Origin of the sequence: Curtobacterium sp. AB451 (assembly GCF_050585845.1) — a bacterium.
Classification (GTDB): domain Bacteria; phylum Actinomycetota; class Actinomycetes; order Actinomycetales; family Microbacteriaceae; genus Curtobacterium.
Map to the genome: position 1 here is coordinate 364233 of NZ_JBOBQG010000004.1, position 19143 is coordinate 383375.

Here is a 19143-nt window from a genome sequence, read left to right on the forward strand (position 1 = left end):
GGTCGGACCCGCACCGCGCCTCCCGTCCGTGCGTGCGCCGGTGCGCGCGTGCGTGCGGTGCGCACGCGGCGTGCGTGTGCCGAGACTCGGCGGTGCGGACAGTTTCGCGCCGCCGGAGCCACGACGGTGTCCGCCGGGGCGAGACTCGGCGGCCGGAACCGGGACAGGATGGGACCATGAGCGAGCCACGCGGGCGGCAACTGCTGCCGGGACAGACCAGCCGAGTGCACGTGTACGACGTAGCGAGCCGGACGAGCCGGATCGTGTTCGAGTCGAGCACCCTGCTCGTCGAGGCGCCGAACGTGCTGCACGACGGCACCCTCGTGCTGAACGGCGGCGGCGACCTCTGGCTGCTGCGGCTCCCTGCCGCCGGTGACGCCGTCGTCGACGAGACCGCACTCGTGCGCGTCCCGGTGCCCGGCGTCCCCGAGATCAACAACGACCACGTGCTCGACCCCTCGGGCCCGTCCGTCGTGGTGAGTGCTCGCGACGGAGACCTGTACCGGGTGCCGGTGCCGGCCGGGGGAGCGGCGGCGACCCTCACCGACGTCACCACCGCCCTGCCGGTCGTCCGGAAGTTCTACCTGCACGGCATCTCTCCGGACGGGGAGACCCTCGCGGCGATCGTCGGGGAGCGCACCGAGGCCGGCGTCTGGACCACCGACGTCGCCCTCGTCGACCCCGCCACCGGGGACCCGACGTTCCTGACCCGCGACGAGCACCCCGACGACGGCGTCTCGTTCGCGGGGGATGTGCTCGTGTGGAACTCGGAGCGGTTCACGCCGGGCACCGCGCAGCTCGTCGCGCTCTGGCCGGGGGCGACCGACCCGGTCCGGATCACGAACGACGATCGGGTGAACTGGTTCCCGCACGTCTCGCCGGACGGGGCGCACCTGCTCTACCTGTCGTACGAGCCCGGCGTGCAGGGGCACCCGGCCGACCACCGGGTGGAGCTCCGGCTCCTGCCGGGTTCGCTCGTGCGCGGTGCCCGGATCGCCGTCCAGCCGGAGACCCTCGTCACGCTCGACGGCGGGCAGGGCACCGTGAACGTGCCGCCGTGGTCGCAGGACTCGAGCTGGTTCGCGTACTGCGACTACCCGGTGACGCCGTAGGGCCGCGACGCCGCCGCGACCTCACGCGCTGAGCGACAGTTCACGCGCTCGGTGGTCCGTGAACTGTCGCTCAGCGCGAAACACCGGCTGCGCCGCCGGCCGGGCTAGACCTCGCGCACCTGGCCCTGCTTGATGTGCAGCCGGCGCTCGGCCCGCTTCGCCACCCACGAGTCGTGCGTGACGATGACGACCGTGAGCCCGCGCTCCCGCCACTGCTTCTCGATGAGCCCCATGATCTCGTCACGGGTCGCCTCGTCGAGCGCACCGGTCGGCTCGTCCGCCAGCAGCACGCTCGGGTTCTTGACCAGCGCCCGCGCGATCGCCACGCGCTGCTGCTGACCGCCCGAGAGCTCCGCCGGCAGGTGGTCCAGTCGTTCGCCGAGCCCGACCTCCCGGAGCGCCGCCGTCGCCCGCTCGCGGATCTCCACCCGTGATCGGTTCGCGAGGGACCCGGCGAACGCGGTCTCGACGTTCTCCAGCGCGGTCAACGTCGGGATGAGGTTGAAGCTCTGGAAGACGAAGCCGATCTCGGTGGCGCGCAGGTTCGTCAGCGCCCCGTCCCCGAGCTTCGCGACGTCCTGGTCGCCGAGCAGCACACTCCCGGCACTCGGCCGATCGAGCGCGCCGAGCATCTGCAGCAGCGTCGACTTGCCGCCGCCCGTCGGGCCCTGGACCGCCACGAGCTGCCCCTGCGGGATGGTCAGGTCGACGTTCGTCAACGCCGTGACGGTCCGGTTCTTCTGCTTGTACGTCTTGCTCACGTTCTTCAGGGCGTAGATGGGCCGGGAGGCGCGGCTCGCCTCCGCCGCGGAGGGCGCGGTGTCGATGCTGGTCACGGGTGCTCCTGTCGGTTCCGGTGTCGATGCGGTGATGTCGGGGCCGGCGACGACGGGGGTCGTGCCGGTGGTCGGTCCGGGCATCAGGCCACGCTCCGCAGCGCCTCGGCGGGACGGAGCCGGCTCGCGCGCCAACCGCCGAGTGCGCCGGCGATGAGGCCGCCGAGGACGGCGAGGCCGATCGCGAGCAGGATGACCTCGACCGTGACCGGGGCGTGCAGGACGACGTCGGTCGTCGAGGCCGTGCTCGCGCCGCCGCCGAACCCACCGGCCGGGGCACCGCCGGTCGTGCCGCTGCCGGCCGCCGCGGTCGCCGCACCGCCGGGCATCCCACCGCCCATGCCGCCGCGGGTGGTCCCGGAGGAGGCGCTCGCCGAGATCGTCGGCGAGATGACGTTCACCACGAGGATGCCGATGAGGCCCACCGCCGCACCGATCACGCCGCCGATGACGCCTTGCACGAGCGACTCGCCCGCGACCTGTCGCGTGATGCGGCCGTTCGACCACCCGATCGCCTTGAGGGTGCCGAACTCCCGGGTGCGGCGGGTGACGCCGGAGATCGTGAAGAGGATCGCGATGAGGAACGCCGCCGCGAGGACGACGATCGAGAGCCAGGTGCCGAGGTTCGAGACGAGGCTCGACGCGGTGCTCAGCGACCCCGAGACGCTCGACGCGAGGTCGGACTCGGTCGACACCGTGGCGCTGGTGAGCTGCTTCTGCAGGGCGGTCTTGATCGTGCCGACGTCGGCGGACGACGTCGCCGAGACGTAGATCGAGGTGACCTTGCCGTCCAGGTCGGCCAGTGCCTGCGCGGTGTCCAGCGGGATGTACGTGTTCGAACCGGTGGTCGACGACGAGCCGGTGGACGACACGGTGCCGATGACCGTGAAGTCCTTCCCGCCGATGGAGACGGTGTCGCCGACGGCCTTCGACTCGCTCTTCGCGTAGGTGGCGTCGAGCACGACGACGTCCTTGCCGGCGTCCTTCGCCGTGAACGTGCGGCCCGTCGTGAGCTCCGTGCTCGTGAGCGGCCCGACCGTGTCGCCCGAGACCGGGATGCCGGTGACGGTGAACGAGTCGACGCTGAACGAGCCGCCGCCGAAGCCGCCGCTCTCGCCGCCGCTCGGCGGCCCCTGCTGGGCCCCGGTGCCGCTGCTGCTGTCGCTCGAGCTGCTGCTGCTCGAGCTGCTGTCCGACTGCTGCTGCACCTGGCCGGAGAACGTGCTGTTCTCGAGGGTCAGGACACCGGTCGCGGCCTTCACCCCGCTCGTGCTCGTGACGGTCTCGAAGTCGGTGGCGCTCAGCGTGCTCGACCCGCGGGACACGGCGAGGCGGGACTGCGAGAGGTCGGTCGATCCGCTGCTGCTGCCGGAGCTGCCCTGGCTGCCGAAGTCGAAGCTCGGGCGGCCTGTGGCGGAGCCGGTCGGGGTCTCGGTCTTCGTCACGGTGATGTCCGTGCCGACGCCGTAGACCGACTGCAGCACGCTCGCCTGCGCGGCCTTCACGCCGCCCGCGATCGAGGAAACGATGACCACGAGGGCGATGGCGAGCGCCATGCCGATCGCGATGATGACGGTCTGCTTCTTGCGGTTCGTGAGTTCGCGCCTGAGGTAGGTCAGGAACATGGTTCTCCTCGGTGTTGGGGTCGAGGAGACCGTAGGAAGGCAGTCGATGAGCGGCGCTGCCGGATCCGAAGAACTTCCGATGAAGCCTCAGCCGGCGTCGCCGTAGGTGCGGCGCAGGTGCTCGGCGTAGCCGCCGGGCGTCCGGCCGTCGAACCGGCCGCTCGTCACCACGGGGAGCGCCGTCGTCGCCCGGACGTCGAAGCCGAGGGCACGCGCCCGTCCGACCAGCCGGACGTCCTCGTGCTCGGGCACCGGGTCGAAGCCGCCCAGCGTCAGGCAGACGTCGCCGCGGACCCCGAGGTTGGCGCCGTGCACGTGGCCGAGCGTCGACCCCGGCGGGTGCGCGTGCACCCACCGCGCGAGCACCACGGGGTCGAGGTCGACCGGGTCCGGGACGACCGCCCCCACCAGGACGTGCGCGCCGTCGTCGTGGGCATCGACCTGCTGCACGAGCCACCCCGGGTCGACCCGGGAGTCCGCGTCCGTGTGCGCGGTCCACCGTTCGGCCGGCGGCGGACCGCTCGCGAGGGCGCTGCCGGTCCCGACCGCCCGGGCACGACCGACGCCGACGTGCGCGGTCTCCACGACGTCCAGGGGCACCACCTGCCAGAGCGGGTCCGCGGCGACGGTGGACCGGAGGACCGCAGCCGTGGTGTCCGAACAGCCGTCGAGCACCACCGTGACGGCGACGCCCACCCCGGGGTGCACCCGCCCGAGGACCCGGATCGCGTCGGCGAGGGCCAGGACGCACCCGGCGACCCCGTCCTCCTCGTCGTGGGCGGGGACGACGACGTCGATGCGTCCGGGCAGCGTCACGGTGTCAGGCCCTCGACCGCGGCGACGGAGCGCACCGCGGGTCCGGGGAGGACGCTCAGCACGAAGTCCTCCTCGACGTGCCGGACGAGCGCCGGACGCGGCCACCGCTCGGCGATGCGGGCGTCGACGGCGTCGCCCGAGGTGACCGCGTCGTCGTCCGGGTGTCGCCAGTGGCAGGCGACGAGGACCCCGTCGTCGTCGAGCGACCCGAGGACCCGGTCGATCGTCGCGTCGAGGTCCGCCGGCGACAGGTAGTAGCCGACCTCGGAGACCACGACGAGGTCCCACCGGCCGTCCGGCCACTCCGAGGGCAGCGCAGCCTGGACGAACCGGGCCGCCGGGGCGCGCAGCCGTGCGCGGGCGAGGGGCGCAGCCGCGATGTCCGTCCCGAGGACGTCGTCGGCACGTTCGGTCAGCGCCGCGGTGAGGACCCCCGTCGCACACCCGAGCTCGAGCGCCGACCGGTACCGCTCGCGGGGGAGCGCCGCCAGGGTCACGGCACGCTTCCGCCGCTCGTACCAGGAGCCGTCGAAGTCCCAGCCCTCGGGCTTCCGGTCGTAGTGGGCGTCGAACGAGGCGCGGGAGCGCGAGGACGGAGTGTCGGACACGGCGAAGAACCACTCGGTCGACCGGAGGTGGTGCGCGGCGTGCCGGGCGTCGACGACGGCCTCGTCGCCCGGTGCCGGCGACAGCGGACGAGTCTGCGACGGGTACGCGTCGAGCGCCGCACGCTTCCGGTCGAGCACGGCCGGCGGGAGCACCAGCGCGCAGGCACGGTCCCACGGCGCCGCGGGGGCGGCCGGGCCGTCCCAGTGCCAGGCCCACACCGGGTACTCGAGCAGGCGTGCTCCGGGTGTTCCCGCGACGATGTCCGCCGCCACCTCGCCGGCGATCCGGTGGTCCCGGTGCCCGTCCCCGCGCCACGGTGCGACGACCAGAACGGGACCGTCGACCGCTGCGAGTCGCTCGGTGAGCGCCGCCCGGAGCACGTCCGGGTGCTCGCGCAGTCCACCGTCGGGGACGCCCAGGACCGAGGCGCTCGCCGCGGGGTCGAGCAGCCGCACCGCCGCACGGAACTCGGCGTCTCGCACCGTGCGCAGTCGCTCGGGCGAGGTCGTCGAGGAGTGCGGGTGCGATCCCTCGCCCCGGGTCGCGAGGAGCACGTGCACGGGGATGCCGGCGTCCGCCGCGGAGGCGATGAGCCCGCCGGCACCGAGGGTCTCGTCGTCGGGGTGCGGTGCGACGACCACGATCGCGGCGAGGCCGTCGAGCCGGACGGGGAGCGGGTCGACCGACCGCAGGAACGTCGTCCAGTCCTCGGGGTCGGTGCCCGGTTCCCGGTGGTCGAACGTCACCACGCGACACCGCCGTCCTCGACCACGATCCGGCCGATGCGGGCGAGGTCCCGGTCGCCGTGGTCCTGCAGGACGTAGAGCTCGAGGTCGGCGACCCGTGCTGCGACCGACGCGTCCGCGGTCAGCGGAGCGGGGCCGAGGGTGCGGACGACCCGTTCCCGGACGGCGTCGACGGAGCGGCGGACGCGGGAGCGCACCACCTGGGCGAGCAGCACCCACTCGCGGTCCGTCGTGGCGTCGGGGCCGGGGTCGTCGATGCGGGCGGCGGCGCCGGCGAGGGCGTCCTCGGCGTCCGCGAGGTCCGCGACGGTCGCACCGAGGGCGACCTGCAGGAGTTCGGACCCCCGGTGCCCGGCGGCGCGGTCGCGCAGGAGGCGGGCGAGTCCGACGGCACCGCCCCACCAGCACGCGGCGACGCCGATCCCGCCCCACGCGAACCCGGGGCGTGCGGTGTACCACCCGGGCTCGCCGACGGGTGTCGCACGCACCCCGGCGAAGTCGACCGGGCCACTCGGCACGTCCGGCATGCCCCGGGCGACCCAGGCCTCGTCGTGCACCGTGACGCCGTCCTGACGGAGGTCGACGGCGAACAGCTGCCGGTCCTCGCCGACGTGCGCCGTGACGAGGGCGTGCGAGAGGACGGACGCGAGCGAGCACCACGGCTTCGTCCCGTGGAGCAGGACCGAGCCACCCGAGCCGGTGCCGACCGGGCCGGTGGCGCCCGCTCCGGCTCCCTCCGCGGTCGCCGTGAGCCGCAGCCCCGGCGCCTCGGCAGCGAAGACGCCCCACGTCGAGCCCTCCGGCGCGGTGGCACCGGCCTGCGCCAGGATCGCGAGGGCGTCGAGGTGCGGCTCCACGGCACGGGCGAGGGCGACGTCGGCCGCCGCGACCGCGGCGAGGGCTGCGAAGGACCCGCCGGCCGTGCCCGCGGACAGCAGGGGCGCCGTCGCGGCGACCGCACGCACCGACGCGAGCCGGTCCGACGGGGCCGAGCCGCGCCTCCAGGACCCGGCCGCGACCCGTGCGGAGTCCTCGACCCCGTCGGCGTCGACGGAACGGGCGGAGGCCGGCCAGGCCGAGGATCGGAGCATGGCGGCCACGGTACGGAGCGGCCGCCGAGTGCCTGCTCGGGAATCCACAGAGCGCCGAGGGCCGCTCCACAGACGGCTCATAGGAAACTCTCGATACTCGAAGACGTGACCATCTCCCAGCCTGCAGCAGCCCCGCGCCTCACGCGTGCCGACGGAACCCCGTTGCGCATCCTCGTCGTCGACGACGAGGCCAGCCTCACCGACCTGTTGTCCATGGCGCTCCGCTACGAGGGCTGGGACGTCAAGAGCGCCAACGGCGGCCAGGACGCGCTGAGCACGGCGCGTGAGTGGAAGCCGGACGCGATGGTGCTCGACGTGATGATGCCGGACCTCGACGGCCTGCAGGTCCTCAGCCGGCTGCGGCAGAACAACGACGACACCCCGGTGCTGTTCCTCACCGCGAAGGACTCCGTCGAGGACCGCGTCACCGGTCTCACCGCGGGCGGCGACGACTACGTCACGAAGCCGTTCTCCCTGGAGGAGGTCGTGGCACGGCTCCGCGGACTCATCCGCCGCTCGCAGATCTCGATCTCCGAGGCCGGCGACTCGCGCATCGTCGTGGGCGACCTGGTGCTCGACGAGGAGTCGTACGAGGTGTCCCGTGCCGGTCGGCCGATCGAGCTGACCGCCACCGAGTTCGAGCTCCTCCGGTTCCTGATGCGCAACCCCCGCCGCGTGCTGTCCAAGGCGCAGATCCTCGACCGCGTGTGGTCGTACGACTTCGGCGGCAAGTCCTCGGTCGTCGAGATCTACATCTCCTACCTGCGCAAGAAGATCGACGCGGGCGAGACCCCGATGATCCACACCGTGCGCGGCGTCGGGTACGTCATCAAGCCCACCGCGTGAGGTCGGCCGCGTGACGCTCCGTCGACGGCTGGTCCTCAGCATCGTCGCCCTCGTCGTGGCCGTCAGCGCGGTGATCGGCGCGGGCAGCATCATCGCGCTTGCGTCCATCCAGACGGGTGCGATCGACAGCCAGCTCTCGAAGGCGACTGACCGCGCGAGCACCAAGTTCGGCGAGGGGCAGCAGAACCCGAACGGGCAGCGCCCGAACGACGACGCCCTGCAGCCGCTCGGCCAGGCCGCCGGGACCCTCACCGCCTACTACTTCTCCGGGGGCGGTGCAGGCGGCATCGTCCTCACCGACAACAGCTCGCGGCTGCAGCTCTCCGCGACGCAGCTCGACCGCCTGGGCACCGTGAAGGTCGGCGTCGACCCCGCGACGATCGACCTCGGCGGGACCCTCGGGCGCTACCGGGTGGCCGCCGTGCAGGTCGACAACCCGGTGCTCGGCAACGCCGTCCTCGTCGTCGGGCTCCCGATGTCGCCGGTGTACGAGAGCGTCCGGTCGCTGCTGGTCGTCGTGATCATCGTCGTCGTGGCCGCCCTGGTCGCCGCGTCCGTCGTCGCCGCGGTCGTCGTCCGACGGTCCCTGCGGCCGCTCGAGCGGGTGGCGGAGACCGCGTCGACCGTGGCCCGGATGCCGCTCGAGCGGAGCGACGCACTGCAGGACGTCCGCGTCCCCGACACCGATCCACGCACCGAGGTCGGACGCGTCGGCAGCGCCTTCAACCGCATGCTCGGGCACATCGCCGGTGCCATGCAGGCCCGCGAACGCTCGGAGCAGAAGGTCCGGCAGTTCGTCGCCGACGCCTCGCACGAGCTGCGCACCCCGCTCGCCTCGGTGCGCGGGTACGCCGAGCTGACCCGCCGGATGGGCGGCGACCTGCCGAAGGACGTCGTCTACGCGATGGGTCGCATCGAGTCCGAGTCCGTCCGCATGACGAGCATGGTCGAGGACCTGCTGCTCCTCGCCCGGCTCGACGAGGGCCGCGAGATCCAGTTCGACGACGTCGACCTGACCGGGCTCGTGCTCGACGCGGTGAACGACGCGCACGCGGCGTCGCCGGACCACCCGATCGAGGTGGACGTCCCGTCGACCCCGGTGACGGTCGTCGGTGACGCGGCACGCCTGCACCAGGTGATCGTCAACCTCGTCACGAACGCCCGCACCCACACCCCCGACGGCACCCGCATCACGGTCGGGATCGCGCCGTCGACCACGGGCACCGGTGTCGACCTGACCGTGCGGGACACCGGGCAGGGCATCGACCCGGAGTTCCTGCCGAAGCTGTTCGAACGGTTCGCGCGTGCCGACAGCTCGCGCTCCCGCACCGCGGGCTCGACCGGGCTCGGGCTCGCCATCGTCGACGCGGTCGTGCAGGCACACGGCGGGTCCGTGGACGTGACGAGCGAGCCGGGGGACACCGTCTTCACCGTGCACCTGCCGGCCGAGCGGCCCGCTGGCGCGGACTGGTCGACGACACCCGAGGTGGCTCCGGCGAGCAGCTGACGGACGGGAGGCGCGGGTCGGGCCCGCACCGCGCCTCCTGTCCGGTGGGCGGTCCGGTCCGGTCCGGGCCGGGTCCCGGTGCCGGTGGGCGGTCCGGGCTGTCCGCCTGGTGCGGTGGTGGGGCCCCGGCGGGTGCGGCGGCCGGGTCCTCCGCCTGGGGCGGTGGTTGGTCGGGGGCGTCTCGCCGTGCTACAGTTCTCGAAGCCAAAGACCGCCGGTTGTCGTGCTGCTCGCAGCGTGACCGAAGGTCCTCACTCATGAGGCAGCCCGCGCAGGTGTTCCGAACCACTCCTTCCGTTCGCGGGGGAGCAGCTCCGAGCCTCTGCGCCGGAGCTTTTTTCATGTGGTGGGGCTGTGCTTGCCGCAGCCACGGACCTGGGGCTAGCCGGCAAGAACCCCAAGGAGAACCATGGCGAACAAGGAAGCTGCGGTCGCCGAGCTCACGGAGTCCTTCCGTAGCTCGAACGCCGTTCTGCTCACCGAGTACCGCGGTCTCACGGTCGCGCAGCTCAAGGAGCTCCGCAACTCGATCCGTGAGCACGCCACGTACGCCGTGGTGAAGAACACGCTGACCAAGATCGCGGCGAACAACGCCGGCATCTCGTCGTTCGACGACGAACTCGCCGGTCCGTCCGCTCTCGCCTTCGTCCACGGTGACACCGTCGCCGTCGCGAAGTCGCTGCGTGCATTCGCCAAGGCGAACCCTCAGCTCGTGGTGAAGGGTGGTTACTTCGACGGTAACCCGCTCTCCGCGACCGAGGTGGACAAGCTCGCCGACCTCGAGTCCCGTGAAGTCCTGCTCGGCAAGCTCGCCGGCGCCTTCAAGGCCTCGCTGTTCGGTGCTGCGTACCTGTTCCAGGCACCCCTCTCGCAGGCCGTCCGCACCGTGGACGCCCTGCGCGAGAAGCAGGAGTCCGCGGCCTGATCCGGCACGCGTTCCACAACCACACGATCTAGCTAGTAGTAGGAGAAAATCATGGCGAAGCTTTCGCAGGACGAGCTCATCGAGGCCTTCAAGGAGCTCACGCTCATCGAGCTCTCGGACTTCGTGAAGAAGTTCGAAGAGGTCTTCGAGGTCACCGCGGCCGCCCCGGTCGCCGCTGCCGCTCCGGCCGCCGCTGGCGCCCCGGCCGAGGCCGCTGAGGAGAAGTCGGAGTTCGACGTCGTCCTCAAGTCCGCTGGTGACAAGAAGATCCAGGTCATCAAGGAGGTCCGTGGCCTGACGTCGCTCGGCCTCGGTGAGGCCAAGGCGCTCGTCGAGACCGCCGACGCCAAGATCCTCGAGGGTGTCAACAAGGAGACGGCCGACAAGGCGAAGGAGGCCCTCGAGGCCGCCGGCGCCACGATCGAGCTCGCGTAGTCTCGACCGTTCGGTCACGAAGGCCGCTGCCCCTCGGGGCGGCGGCCTTCGTCGCGTGCGGGGCCGGGCGGCGGCCGGTGCGGCTTCGCCGAGTCTCGGCTGGGCGGACGCGCGGGGTGCGGGGCGTGCGGGTACGTTTCGCGGTGAGCGACACTTCACGCCGCTCGACGCCCGTGAGGTGTCGCTGAGCGCGTGAGCTCGCCGCCGTCAGAGTCGCACACCGTGTGCCCGGAACAACGCGCGGAGCCGGTCGAGATCGACGAGGTGCCACCACGTCACCCGGATGACGGTCCGGACAGCCGGGAGCGCCCGGAGCCGGTCTTCGCGCCGCTTCTCTGCCCAGAGCGCGTCAGACGGACGACGTCCGTCGAGCATGGTCGGATCGACGTACTTCTGGCGACCGTCGAACTCGACGACCACTCCGAGCGACGGGAACCAGAAGTCGACGCGGTCGACGGAGCCGTCTTCGTACCGGAACTCGACCTGCGGCTCGCACGGCGGGAGTCCGAGTTGGACGAACCGGATGGCCGTGAACGACTCACCGACCGAGTCGTGGCGTCCGTGAAGCGCTGCCAGCACCGTCTCGGCGCGCACGGAACCCCGGGCGGGACGCGACGGGAGGGTGTGCCGCAGGTCGGCGATGTCGAGTGTGCCTGCCCGGACGCCTGCGTCGACGGCGACCGCGGCGACGTGCACCGGCTCCGTCGTGATGACCGCTCGCGCCGTCTCGAGCGGATTGGTGACCGGGACGCCTTGGAAGGTGCGGTCGTGCACGCGGGGTGGCCGGCGGCCCGGATGACGGATGAGCCCGGCACGGTGCTGGATGGCCGGGGTGGCGGGATCGATCACGTGCACACGATCGGGTGCGTCGCCGACCAGCGGCCAGCCGTGCATGAGGGCGGCACTGATGTGGGAGAAGACCGATCCCGGTCTAAGCCGCGGTGCCACCGCCCGGGCACGTGCGAGGTGTCGCCCGGCCGGGTCGAGTTGCTCCCAGTCCGCCGTTGCGATGTACACCCCGGCGAGGAGTCGCACGAGCGCGCCCGACGCGTGGCCCCGCTGGAGTGATCTCGCGTGTGACGGATCCGTGGCCATCGCTCGGTGGAGGACGGGCGGCTGTGCTGGCGCGTTCATGGGGGAAGGTTCGCCCATCGCGGGCGACGCGGTCGTGGTGGGCCGCCATCTGTGGACGATCGGGCGCGCCGACGATGCCTGTGGACGGATGACGTCACGCGCTCAGCGACACCTCACGGACGCCGGTGCGCGTGAGATGTCGGTGACCGCGTGAAGTTGCGGGCGCGCAGCGCGGGCGCGGGCGCGCAGCGCGGGCGCTGCGGCGCGCGCCGCGTCAGCGCAGGGTGCTGTGGCGGCGGCCGTAGGCCAGGTAGAGCACAGCACCGGCGATCATCCAGATGCCGAAGGCGATCCACGTACCGACGCCGAGGAACACCGCGAGCAGCACGCAGCAGAGCGCCCCGAGGATCGGCACGACGGGGAACAGCGGGACGCGGTACGACCGCTCGAGCGACGGCTGGGTGCGACGGAGCACGATGACCGACACGTTCACGAGGGCGAACGCCACGAGCGTGCCGATGCTCGTGGCGTCGGCGAGCTCGCCGAGCGGGACCAGCGCGGCGACCACCGTCACGACGAGCCCGATGATGAGCGTGTTCCAGACGGGGGTGCCGGTGCGGTGCGACACCCGGCCGAACACCTTCGGCACGAGTCCGTCGCGGGCCATCGTCAGCAGGATGCGGGTCTGCCCGTAGAGGACGGTGAGCACGACGCTCGCGATCGCGACGACGGCACCGATCGAGAACACGAGCGCGACCCACGGCTGCCCGGTGACGTCGACGACGATGCGGACGAGCGACGCCTCGGTCGACGAGAACGACGTCCACGAGCGGGCGCCGATGGCCGCGATCGCCACGAGGATGTAGAGCGCCGTGATGAGGGCGATCGACCCGATGATGGCGCGGGGGAGGTCGCGGCGGGGGTTCTTCGCCTCTTCCCCGGCGGTCGAGGCGGCGTCGAACCCGATGTACGAGAAGAACAGCCGGGACGCGGCGGCGGTGACCCCGGCCGCACCCATCGGCGCGAGGGGCTCGAAGTTCTGCGACCGGAACGCCGAGAACGCCACGACGACGAAGAACACGAGCAGCGCGATCTTCACGATGACCATGACCGTGTTCACCCAGGCGCTCTCGCGGGCTCCCGGCAGCAGGACCGCCGTGGCGAGCAGCACCAGGACGGCCGCCGGCAGGTTGATCACGCCGCCCTCGCCCGGAGGCGCCGACAGCGCCGCGGGCAGGTGCAGCCCGAACACCCGCAGGGTCTCGTCGACGTACTCGCTCGCACCGACCGCGACGGCGGCGACCGACACCGCGTACTCGAGCACGAGGCACCACCCGCAGATCCAGGCGATGCCCTCGCCCATCGTCGCGTAGGTGTACGAGTAGCTCGACCCCGACGTCGGCACGGCCCCGGCCATCTCGGCGTAGGACAGCGCCGAGAGCAGCGCGGCGACACCGGCGACCACGAACGAGATCCACACGGCGGGGCCGGCGAGCGGCACCGCGGTCCCGAGGACGACCAGGATGCCCGTCCCGAGCGTCGCACCGACGCTGATCATCGTGAGGTGCCAGACCCCGAGCGACCGGCGGAGCGGCTCGCCGTCCATCCCCGTCGAGGCCTCGGCCTGCAGCTGCTCGATCGGCTTCCGACGTGCGAGCTGTGCGCGGAGGGACGTGGGGCGGGTGGGCGCGGACGTCATGGGACCTCGAGTGGTGCGGGGAAGGGGACGGGAAATGGTCGCATGCACCCTGAACGGGGTCAAATGAGCGACGAGGACACGATGTCCGACCCCGGGGCTAGGTTTGCAGCATGGACCGAGGCGACGCACCGTGAGCATGCACGGCGGCATGCGCGGTGGCGGCGGACCGCGCGGCGGCGGGCGGATCTCGAGCGGCGACTTCGACGCGCAGAAGGCCGCCAACGCCGAGGCGCCGAAGATCCCGCACCTGCTGCAGCGCATCGCCGGGCTGTTCGTGCCGCACCGGAACGCGATCGTCCTGACCGTCGTGCTGGTGCTCGTCGGCGCCGCGATCTCGGTGATCCCGCCGCTGCTCACCCAACGGGCGTTCGACGAGGGGCTGTTCCCGAAGGGCGGCGGCGGGCCGGACCTGCCCGTGCTGTACGTCCTCGTCGGTGCCATGGTGGCCCTGTGGATCGCGAGCGCCGGACTCGGGGTCTGGCAGACCTACCTGACCGCGACGGTCGGCAACAAGGTCATGGGCTCGATGCGCATGCGACTGTTCGGGCACCTCCAGCGGATGGAGCTCGCGTTCTTCACCCGCACGAAGACCGGTGTGATCCAGTCGCGCCTGCAGAACGACGTCGGTGGCGTCGCGAGCGTGCTGAACAACACGATCTCGTCCGTGCTCGGGAACACCGTGACCGTCATCGCCGCGATCGTGGCGATGCTGCTGCTGAGTTGGCAGATGACCCTCGTCGCGGTGGTCCTGCTGCCGCTGCTCGTCATCGCGCAGCGCCGCGTCGGCCAGGTCCGCGCCAAGATCGCCGCGCAGACGCAGGAGTCGCTGTCGGACATGACCGCGATCACGCAGGAGGCGCTGAGCGTCTCGGGCATCCTGCTCGCGAAGAGCTTCAACCAGCAGCGTGCCGAGACGAAGCGCTACGGCGACGAGAACCGCAACCAGATCCGTCTGCAGGTCCGCCAGCAGATGTCCGGCCAGTGGTTCTTCGCGATCGTGTCGATCTTCCTGTCGATCATCCCCGCGATCATCTACGTGGTCGCCGCGTACCTCATCGTCGGCGACGTCCCGATCACGGCCGGCACGATCGTGGCCTTCACGACCGTGCAGTCGCGGTTGCTCTTCCCGACGGTCGGGCTCCTCCGCGTGGTCCTCGACCTCCAGACCAGCGGTGCGCTGTTCGCGCGCATCTTCGAGTACCTCGACCTCACACCGGCGATCACCGACTCGCCGACGGCGAAGCGGGTCGACGAGTCCCGGGTCGGTCACGTCGCGTTCGACGACGTGACCTTCACGTACCCCGACGGCGAAACGGACAAGCCGACGCTCCGCGGGGTCTCGTTCGAGCTGCAACCCGGCCAGTTCGCGGCGTTCGTCGGGCCGTCCGGTGCCGGCAAGACGACCGTGTCGTACCTCGTCCCGCGCCTGTACGAGGCGACCGCGGGGTCCGTCCGGTTCGCCGGGCAGGACGTCCGCGACCTCGAGCACGAGGACCTCATGCGGCACGTCGGGATCGTCAGCCAGGAGACCTACCTCTTCCACGCCTCGATCGGCGACAACCTCCGCTACGCGAAGCCGGACGCGACCGACGACGAGATCGAGCGGGCGGCCCGGGCGGCGAACATCCACGAGACGATCGCCTCGTTCCCGGACGGGTACGAGACCATCGTCGGGGAGCGGGGCTACCGGCTGTCCGGCGGCGAGAAGCAGCGGATCGCCATCGCGCGGGTGCTGCTGAAGGACCCGCCGGTGCTGGTCCTCGACGAGGCGACGAGTGCGCTCGACTCGATCTCCGAGCGGGTGGTCCAGGCCGCGCTCGACAACGCCGCCGCCGGTCGCACGACGGTCTCGATCGCGCACCGGCTCTCGACCATCCGCGACGCCGACGTCATCTTCGTGCTCGACCACGGACAGATCGTCGAGCGGGGCACGCACGAGGAACTCCTGGAGCGGGACGGCACCTACGCGATGCTGCACCACCAGCAGAACGCCCCCGCGGACACGGTCGGCAGCTGACCTCGCGAACACGGTCGGCAGCTGACCTCGCGGACGACGGCATCGACAGTTTCCGGACGACGCGGCTGACATGAACGATGCTCGCGTGGTAGCTGTGGAAAGGACCACCTGCCAGCGCACCTCGTCCCTGAGCGGAGTCCGACGTGACCGCAGTCCCACCGACCTCCGACCCCATCCCGCCGACGGGCCCGATCGAACCCGACGGACCACGCGTCGTCGAGGACGCGCCCCGCAGGACCGGCAAGTTCCGTGCCTTCCTGACGAGCGGCTCCCTGGACATCCAGTCGAAGCTGCTCGTGATGCTCCTGGCGGTGAGCATCGTGGCCGCCCTGGTCGTGGGCGTCGTCGGCTACCTGAACGGGCGGAGTTCGCTCGAGGCGGCCGCGCTCAACCAGGTCACGTCGCTGCGCGAGGCGAGGATCACCGAGCTGAAGCGCTCGTTCGGGCAGTTCACCCAGACGGTCGTCGCGCAGACCCGGAACGCGAGCGTGATCGGTGCGACGAAGGCCTTCGAGTCCGGGTGGGACGAGCTGCAGTCGCGGCCGGTGTCCGACGCGGACCACACGAAGGTCGAGGGCTGGTACCGGGACTCCTTCGTCCCGCAGCTCGACGAGCGCAACGGCGGCACCGCGAACCCCGACCAGTTCGCGCCGACCGAGGATCCGCAGGCGTACCTCCAGGCGCGCTACACCGCACCGTTCACCGACTACGACAAGGCCATCGAACAGGACGACGCCGGTGACGGCAGCGCCTGGTCGGCCGCGCACGCCGGGTACCAGCCGTACTTCAAGCAGGCGGTCGAGTCCGCCGGGTACGAGGACCTGCTGCTCATGAACACGGACGGCGACGTGGTGTACTCGGCGTACTCCGGAGCGGACCTCGGCACGGACCTCGAACGCGGTCCGTACCGTGACTCGAACCTCGCGGCCGGGTACCAGCAAGCCCTGCAGCTGACGAGTTCGGACGACTTCGTGGTGACGGACTTCGCGCGGTACGTGCCGAGCCTCAACGTCCCGACACTGTGGGTGATGTCGCCGGTGGGCGAGGACGGCAGGATCATCGGCGTGATGGCCGTGCAGGTGCCGGTCGACCTCATCACCCAGGTCATGACGGGCAACGAGCAGTGGAAGGCCGACGGTCTCGGTGACACCGGGGAGTCGTACCTCGTCGGTGCGGACCACCTGATGCGCTCGTACCCCCGGCAGCTGCTCCAGCACCCGGAGGAGTACCAGCGGGACGTCGTTGCCGCGGGGACGGCCCCGTCGACCGCGGCGCGGCAGGTGCAGGTCAAGGGGTCGGTGCTGCTGCAGGAGGTGAACACCACACCGGTGACGCGGGCGCTGCAGGGGAAGTCCGGCACCGTGATCGCGAACGACTACCGCGGCAAGGAGGTGCTCGCCGCGTACGCCCCGCTCGAGGTGGACGGCCTGCGGTGGGTCGTCGTCGCGCAGATGGACACGTCCGAGGCGTTCGCTCCGGTGAACGACTTCGCCCGGAACATCGCCCTCGCGCTCGTCGGCATCATCGTCCTCGTCAGCCTGCTCTCCCTGCTGCTGGCGCAGGTGTTCGTCCGCCCGATCCGACGGCTGCAGACCGCCGTGAACCGGGTGTCCTCCGGCGACCTCGGCGTCGAGGTGCAGACGAAGGCGGGTGACGAGATCGGCGACCTCGGTCTCGCGTTCAACGACATGAGCCGGAGCCTGCAGGTGAAGCAGGACCTGCTCGACGAGCAGCGGCGGCAGAACGACACCCTGCTCCTGACCCTGATGCCGGAGGAGGTCGCCCGGCGGTACAAGCAGGGCGACGAGACCATCGCGGCCGACCACCAGGACGTCGCCGTGGTCTACGCGGACATCATCGGCATCGACGAGTTCGCGGCGGGCCTCACCGCCGAGGAGTCGCTCTCGCTCGTCAACGACGTCTGGCGCTCCCTCGACGAGGCCGCCACCCGGCACGGCGTCGAACGGGTCCGCACGACGCGGAGCGGGTACCTCGCCAGTTGCGGCCTGAGCGTGCCGCGCGTGGACAACGTCCGTCGGGTCGTCGACTGGGCGGCCGAGGCGCAGGGCGTGCTCGAACGGTTCAACGCGCAGCACGGGTCGAGGATCGGCCTGCGCGCCGGCATCGACACGGGGCAGGTCACGAGCGGTCTCGTCGGCCGGTCGAGCATCGTCTACGACATGTGGGGCGACGCCGTGAGCCTGGCGTACCGGGTGCAGGGGATCGCTCCCGCGCCGGGTGTCTACGCGACGCAGCGGGTGGTCGACAAGCTCGGCGACCGCGGCGGCGTACAGGACGCCGGCGAGGTGCAGACGAAGGCCGGACCGCAGCGGGTCTGGAAGCTCGAGGGCACCGGGGCGTCGTCGTGACCGCGTTCTGGGAGCAGCCGTGGTTCTGGCCGGCGATCAGTGTCATCGTCGGGTTGCCGCTGCTGCTGCTCGTCCTGACCGAGCTGCAGTCGAACCTCGAGCGTCGCGGCAACCCGCTGCACAAGGTGATCGGTCTGCTCCGGAACGCCGTGGTGCCGATCATCGCGATCCTCGTCCTGTCCGTGCAGGTCACCGACGCGGTCGACCCGGGCAAGCCCGTCGTGAACCAGGTCATCGGCACGGTGCTCGGGTTCCTGGTGATCGTGTTCGTGCTGAACGGCCTGAACATCGTCCTGTTCACGAACGCCCGCAAGGGGTCCTGGCGCGAGAAGATCCCGTCGATCTTCGTCGACATCGCCCGCATCGTGCTCATCGCGCTCGGCCTGGCGCTCGTGTTCAAGATCGTCTGGGGCGCCGACGTCGGTGGGATCTTCACCGCGCTCGGCGTCGGGTCGCTCGTCATCGGCCTCGCCCTGCAGTCCGCGGTGGGTCCGGTCATCGCCGGCCTCTTCCTGCTGTTCGAGCAGCCCTTCCGGTTGGGGGACTGGCTGGACGCCGGCGGCGTGCGCGGGCGGGTCGTCGAGGTGAACTGGCGGTCGGTGCACATCGACACCGGGGCGGGCATCCTCATCATGCCGAACTCCTCTTTGGCGGGGGCGTCGTTCACGAACCTCAGTCGCACGGGAGGCACGTTCCCGGTCTCGACGGAGGTCACGTTCACGACGGACGACCCGCCGGCAGCGGTGGTCGCGTTGCTGCAGCGGGTCGCGTCGGGCCTGCCGCAGCGGTACCCCGGCACGCAGCCGGTGGCGGTGCCGTCCGGCGGCGCGTCGTACACCGTCTCGTTCGAGGTACGCGGCCCGTCCCAGGAGGGCGACGCGCTCGCCCAGTTCCGGATGTGGCTCTGGTACGCGGCCCGTCGCGCGGGCCTCGGTCTCGACGGCGACACCACGGACGACTTCACCACCGACGAGCGCCGCGACGCGGCCCTCGCCTCGATCGCTCCGACGCTGTACCTGACGGGCGACGACGGCGCGGCGCTCGCGTCGCTCGTCCGACTGGAGCGGTACGCGGCCGGCGAGACGATCGTGACGGCGGGATCGGTGCCGGACGCCGTGCGCTTCGTCCTGTCCGGCAGCGTGGACCTGCGGGTCCCGTTCGAGGACGCCGAGTTGCCGACGTCCCGCGTCGAGGCCGGCGACTACCTCGGGCAGACGGCGCTGACCCGGGAGGCGCTGCTCACCTCCGCCACGGCCCGCACCGAGGTCGCGGTGCTGGTCGTGCCCGCCACCGCGCTCGACCAGATCGTGCGCAGCACACCGGCGCTCGCGAAGGACATGGGCGAGGTCATCGACCGGCGTCGGCAGGAGGTCTCGACCGCCGTGTCCGCGCACGTCGCATCCCAGCAGAAGACGGTGTCCGCCGCCTAGACTCGG

Annotated in this window: 15 protein-coding genes; 8 read left to right on the forward strand and 7 right to left on the reverse strand. The window is 71.6% G+C overall.

Going from position 1 to position 19143, the window contains the following annotated elements; all coding sequences use genetic code 11:
* The first annotated feature begins 176 nt into the window (after positions 1 to 176).
* Positions 177 to 1112 (forward strand): TolB family protein, encoded by a 936-nt coding sequence (locus ACQXVK_RS11725; RefSeq protein WP_430853650.1) that lies wholly within the window; start codon positions 177 to 179, stop codon positions 1110 to 1112.
* 104 nt (positions 1113 to 1216) lie between these two features.
* Here ACQXVK_RS11725 and ACQXVK_RS11730 read toward each other — a convergent pair whose 3' ends face one another.
* From ACQXVK_RS11730 to ACQXVK_RS11750, 5 genes are all read right to left on the reverse strand, one after another.
* Positions 1217 to 1891: an ABC transporter ATP-binding protein gene (locus ACQXVK_RS11730; RefSeq protein ID WP_416395747.1), complete on the reverse strand. Its 675-nt coding sequence runs from the start codon at positions 1889 to 1891 to the stop codon at positions 1217 to 1219.
* A 140-nt stretch (positions 1892 to 2031) separates the two neighbouring features.
* On the reverse strand, positions 2032 to 3573 hold the full coding sequence (locus ACQXVK_RS11735; RefSeq protein WP_430853651.1) for an ABC transporter permease: 1542 nt from the start codon (positions 3571 to 3573) through the stop codon (positions 2032 to 2034).
* A gap of 87 nt (positions 3574 to 3660) precedes the next feature.
* A complete protein-coding gene (locus ACQXVK_RS11740) occupies positions 3661 to 4389 on the reverse strand; it encodes a glycosyltransferase (RefSeq protein WP_430853652.1) in 729 nt (242 codons plus the stop codon).
* On the reverse strand, positions 4386 to 5747 hold the full coding sequence (locus ACQXVK_RS11745) for a PIG-L family deacetylase (protein ID WP_430853653.1): 1362 nt from the start codon (positions 5745 to 5747) through the stop codon (positions 4386 to 4388). Before ACQXVK_RS11745 ends, ACQXVK_RS11740 begins: the two co-directional genes overlap by 4 nt.
* Positions 5741 to 6835: an acyl-CoA dehydrogenase gene (locus tag ACQXVK_RS11750; RefSeq protein ID WP_430853654.1), complete on the reverse strand. Its 1095-nt coding sequence runs from the start codon at positions 6833 to 6835 to the stop codon at positions 5741 to 5743. Before ACQXVK_RS11750 ends, ACQXVK_RS11745 begins: the two co-directional genes overlap by 7 nt.
* A 105-nt stretch (positions 6836 to 6940) precedes the next feature.
* On the opposite strand from ACQXVK_RS11750, the gene ACQXVK_RS11755 reads away from it, so the two are divergent.
* The 4 genes from ACQXVK_RS11755 to rplL all read left to right on the forward strand — a co-directional run bounded on the left by ACQXVK_RS11755 (position 6941) and on the right by rplL (position 10548).
* Positions 6941 to 7681, forward strand: a complete 741-nt coding sequence (locus ACQXVK_RS11755; protein ID WP_031262639.1) for a response regulator transcription factor — start codon at positions 6941 to 6943, stop codon at positions 7679 to 7681.
* A gap of 10 nt (positions 7682 to 7691) precedes the next feature.
* Entirely contained in the window at positions 7692 to 9188 is a 1497-nt protein-coding gene (locus ACQXVK_RS11760; RefSeq protein WP_430853655.1) for a sensor histidine kinase, read from the forward strand.
* 409 nt (positions 9189 to 9597) lie between these two features.
* Complete coding sequence (rplJ, locus tag ACQXVK_RS11765; RefSeq protein WP_022907352.1) at positions 9598 to 10113, forward strand: 50S ribosomal protein L10; 516 nt, start codon at positions 9598 to 9600, stop codon at positions 10111 to 10113.
* A gap of 51 nt (positions 10114 to 10164) precedes the next feature.
* A complete protein-coding gene (rplL, locus tag ACQXVK_RS11770) occupies positions 10165 to 10548 on the forward strand; it encodes a 50S ribosomal protein L7/L12 (RefSeq protein ID WP_022907351.1) in 384 nt (127 codons plus the stop codon).
* Positions 10549 to 10755: 207 nt separating this feature from the next.
* Here rplL and ACQXVK_RS11775 read toward each other — a convergent pair whose 3' ends face one another.
* Both ACQXVK_RS11775 and ACQXVK_RS11780 read right to left on the reverse strand, forming a co-directional pair.
* Positions 10756 to 11565 (reverse strand): hypothetical protein, encoded by an 810-nt coding sequence (locus ACQXVK_RS11775; protein ID WP_430853656.1) that lies wholly within the window; start codon positions 11563 to 11565, stop codon positions 10756 to 10758.
* A 331-nt stretch (positions 11566 to 11896) separates the two neighbouring features.
* On the reverse strand, positions 11897 to 13321 hold the full coding sequence (locus ACQXVK_RS11780) for an amino acid permease (protein ID WP_430853657.1): 1425 nt from the start codon (positions 13319 to 13321) through the stop codon (positions 11897 to 11899).
* A gap of 136 nt (positions 13322 to 13457) precedes the next feature.
* Here ACQXVK_RS11780 and ACQXVK_RS11785 point away from each other — a divergent pair, with 136 nt between their 5' ends.
* From ACQXVK_RS11785 to ACQXVK_RS11795, 3 genes are all read left to right on the forward strand, one after another.
* Complete coding sequence (locus ACQXVK_RS11785) at positions 13458 to 15338, forward strand: ABC transporter ATP-binding protein (RefSeq protein ID WP_430853778.1); 1881 nt, start codon at positions 13458 to 13460, stop codon at positions 15336 to 15338.
* Positions 15339 to 15481: 143 nt separating this feature from the next.
* Positions 15482 to 17707, forward strand: coding sequence for an adenylate/guanylate cyclase domain-containing protein (locus ACQXVK_RS11790; protein ID WP_430853658.1), 2226 nt, complete (start codon positions 15482 to 15484; stop codon positions 17705 to 17707).
* Positions 17704 to 19137 (forward strand): mechanosensitive ion channel domain-containing protein, encoded by a 1434-nt coding sequence (locus ACQXVK_RS11795; protein WP_430853659.1) that lies wholly within the window; start codon positions 17704 to 17706, stop codon positions 19135 to 19137. Before ACQXVK_RS11790 ends, ACQXVK_RS11795 begins: the two co-directional genes overlap by 4 nt.
* Positions 19138 to 19143 lie beyond the last annotated feature (6 nt).

What these genes read in the sequence shown, in the direction of transcription:
- ACQXVK_RS11725 (WP_430853650.1), top strand. Translation starts at nt 177, where the DNA reads ATGAGCGAGCCACGCGGGCGGCAACTGCTGCCGGGACAGACCAGCCGA.
- ACQXVK_RS11735 (WP_430853651.1), bottom strand. Translation starts at nt 3,573, where the DNA reads ATGTTCCTGACCTACCTCAGGCGCGAACTCACGAACCGCAAGAAGCAG.
- ACQXVK_RS11750 (WP_430853654.1), bottom strand. Translation starts at nt 6,835, where the DNA reads ATGCTCCGATCCTCGGCCTGGCCGGCCTCCGCCCGTTCCGTCGACGCC.
- rplJ (WP_022907352.1), top strand. Translation starts at nt 9,598, where the DNA reads ATGGCGAACAAGGAAGCTGCGGTCGCCGAGCTCACGGAGTCCTTCCGT.
- rplL (WP_022907351.1), top strand. Translation starts at nt 10,165, where the DNA reads ATGGCGAAGCTTTCGCAGGACGAGCTCATCGAGGCCTTCAAGGAGCTC.
- ACQXVK_RS11780 (WP_430853657.1), bottom strand. Translation starts at nt 13,321, where the DNA reads ATGACGTCCGCGCCCACCCGCCCCACGTCCCTCCGCGCACAGCTCGCA.
- ACQXVK_RS11785 (WP_430853778.1), top strand. Translation starts at nt 13,458, where the DNA reads ATGCACGGCGGCATGCGCGGTGGCGGCGGACCGCGCGGCGGCGGGCGG.